The organism is Desulfocucumis palustris (genome assembly GCF_002933875.1).
Taxonomy (GTDB): Bacteria; Bacillota; Desulfotomaculia; order Desulfotomaculales; family Desulfocucumaceae; genus Desulfocucumis; species Desulfocucumis palustris.
Genome location: NZ_BFAV01000037.1, coordinates 1 through 387 on the forward strand (window position 1 = coordinate 1; position 387 = coordinate 387).

Below are 387 nucleotides of genomic sequence, written 5' to 3' on the forward strand. Positions count from 1 at the left end.
ACTCAACTTTCGCAGGTCGAAAGTTGAAGCCGGCCCTTTAAAAATGCGGGCAGACAGGAAATAAAATCGTTGACGAGTCCTTGTAAAGCACAGTCTGTTATTGTAAGGTACTTCCGCAAAGTGTTTTTCAGCATCGTTAATATCAGCTGAAATGCTTCGTAGAAGCTTATATCATGAAGCTCGTCACAGCATAAATAGAATAGATTACCAAGAGTTTTCGGGTCTTTGCTTTCCCGGTTTTCTATGGACAGCATGATATAACGGCAAAAAACTATGGTGGTATGGGCAACCATTGAGTCATAGGATCTTCCCTGGAACTCCTTGGCAAGGTTCAAAAAGGACTTGGTGGTTTTGAAAAAAACCTCGATGTCCCAGCGTTTTCCATAA

Annotated in this window: 1 pseudogene; it reads right to left on the bottom strand. The window is 41.9% G+C overall.

Annotated features, from left to right (window positions below):
- Positions 1–2 precede the first annotated feature (2 nt).
- Positions 3–387: pseudogene (locus tag DCCM_RS03155) on the bottom strand (IS4 family transposase); the annotation flags it as partial.